Annotated in this window: 3 protein-coding genes; all 3 read left to right on the forward strand. The window is 29.9% G+C overall.

What is annotated here, in order from left to right:
* The first annotated feature begins 74 nt into the window (after positions 1-74).
* The 3 genes from HMPREF9075_RS08955 (at position 75) to HMPREF9075_RS08965 (ending at position 1,911) form a co-directional block, all read left to right on the forward strand.
* Entirely contained in the window at positions 75-434 is a 360-nt protein-coding gene (locus tag HMPREF9075_RS08955) for a DUF4240 domain-containing protein (protein WP_009416228.1), read from the forward strand.
* 105 nt (positions 435-539) lie between these two features.
* Positions 540-1,151, forward strand: a complete 612-nt coding sequence (locus HMPREF9075_RS08960) for a hypothetical protein (protein ID WP_009416229.1) — start codon at positions 540-542, stop codon at positions 1,149-1,151.
* A 208-nt stretch (positions 1,152-1,359) separates the two neighbouring features.
* Positions 1,360-1,911: a hypothetical protein gene (locus tag HMPREF9075_RS08965; RefSeq protein ID WP_232305089.1), complete on the forward strand. Its 552-nt coding sequence runs from the start codon at positions 1,360-1,362 to the stop codon at positions 1,909-1,911.
* Positions 1,912-1,974: the final 63 nt, after the last annotated feature.

The raw sequence follows: 1,974 nt of genomic DNA on the forward strand, positions 1-1,974 counted from the left end.
GATAAGGCACGAGCTACAAGCTCGCGGCAGCAGGGGGATTTAAAATTAAAAAAGTTACATTAAAAATATTAAGTATGAATAGAGAGCAGTGGTTTTGGAATATTATAGAAAAATCTCATACTAATAGAGATGTTCTAAAAGATATTCTAACAGAGTTTGATAAAGATGAACTTATCAAATTTCAGGAAATATTTATTGATTTTTCATCTGATTTACAAGTTTTTCCTTACACAGAATATATGGAAGAATCAGAAGATGGAATTGAAGATATTTCACATTGGGTAGTAAGTAAAGGACAAGAATTTTATAATTACATTATAAATAATCCTCAAGAAGTACCCTTTACTTTAGGTGATAAATCTATGCAAGACCTTTATGGAATTGCAGATGAAGTTTGTTTAGAAAAGTATGATGACGTTACAGGAATATATTAAAGTAGGTCATACATTGGTAATATTCTAGATACGTTATTAAATCTTCATTGATAAGGCACGAGCTACAAGCTCGCGGCAGCAGGAGAACGAATAAACATCACTAATATGAAATATTATATCATAAAAAATCGAAAAATGCCTTGGGGCGACTATGGGAATACCCTTTTTGAAGGATTACTTTCTGTAATGGATAAAAATTACCAAATTACTGAAGTACACAAAATAGAACGTACTGCTCCGTATATTCCTGAAATATACACTACTATTTCAAGGTATATAGTAGTACGTGAGGATATAAAAGACTTATTGCTTAACAACGATATCAAGGGTATTGAAAAAGTACACCCTACTGAATTTACTAAATTGGTGAATTTAGATTGGCAGCAGTGGGATTTGAACGCTCCGAATCCTAAAATATACCCTCGAGAAGGAGAGCCTATTAACTATATAAAAGGCAGAAAACACAATCCTAAGTTCTTAGACCTTATTTCTCATTCATATTATAGTTTAGGTTTGGCTGAACAAGAAAAAATATTTGAGATAGTATCGGATAAAGATGATTATGAAAATTATACTGATATACGCATCAAAGCAGCTGAAGTAAAATACGATTTATTCCAATGTGGTAGTATTATAGCTTCGGAGAAATTCAAAAACCTTATAGAAACTCATACGGATAATTGTTTGCACTTTATTCCTTTGCAAGAAAGTAGGTAATGTTTCAAATGTGTTGTTAAATCCTCATTGATAAGGCACAAGCTACAAGCTCGCGCCAGCAGGGGGCAATAATAGAACAAATGAAGAACAAAAAATTCATTTGGAATAAAGTTGATAATATAAATGTTAAAAGAGTTTCACATCACTAATAGTTATGTTTTTTTCAAAATTATTTAATAAAATAGAATTAACATCTGAAATGAAGTTAATGGCAGAAAAAATGATTGATAATAAATGGTTTAGAAATTGTGGGAAAGTTAATGATTTCAATATTCCTTTTGATTATCAATTCTCTTCAGGAATAGAGGAGGTAGAAAAACAGTTGTCTTATCGAAATGATATAAAAGGCTTTGTGACTTTGGAAAACCTTTTTATAGAAGTTGGCTTCAGAGGACAGATTTTTTTATCTCTACACAACAAAAAAGAACATAATTCTTGGAATAGAATCACCGATTTAATAGTGAAAAATTATATTAAAAATAAAAAGTTTGATTTTTCTAAAATCGAATCTCTTTATTTTGATTCTGTTTATAATGTAAATGTCAATCTACTTCTAAAAGAAGTCTTTATTACTACTTTAAGGGAAATCTATTTTCAAGAAAAAGTTGAGAATTATCCATTCTTTTTTACAAAAATTATTGATGTTTATTTGAAAGGAAATATCATAACAGGATGGGGAGGAAAATTTAGTAATCATAACCAACAAATAAAAGAAATTGCTCCTATCTCACCAGAAGAAGGAATTCTTACTGTTTGGTAATGTTGATAAAGGGTAATGTATCAGATGTGTTGTAAAATCCTCATTGATAAGGCACGAGCTACA

This window comes from Capnocytophaga sp. oral taxon 332 str. F0381 (assembly GCF_000318275.2).
GTDB lineage: Bacteria > Bacteroidota > Bacteroidia > Flavobacteriales > Flavobacteriaceae > Capnocytophaga > Capnocytophaga bilenii.

Excerpts from the sequence above, each read along its gene's own strand:
- HMPREF9075_RS08960 (WP_009416229.1), top strand. The coding sequence starts at position 540 with ATGAAATATTATATCATAAAAAATCGAAAAATGCCTTGGGGCGACTAT.
- HMPREF9075_RS08955 (WP_009416228.1), top strand. The coding sequence starts at position 75 with ATGAATAGAGAGCAGTGGTTTTGGAATATTATAGAAAAATCTCATACT.
- HMPREF9075_RS08965 (WP_232305089.1), top strand. The coding sequence starts at position 1,360 with ATGGCAGAAAAAATGATTGATAATAAATGGTTTAGAAATTGTGGGAAA.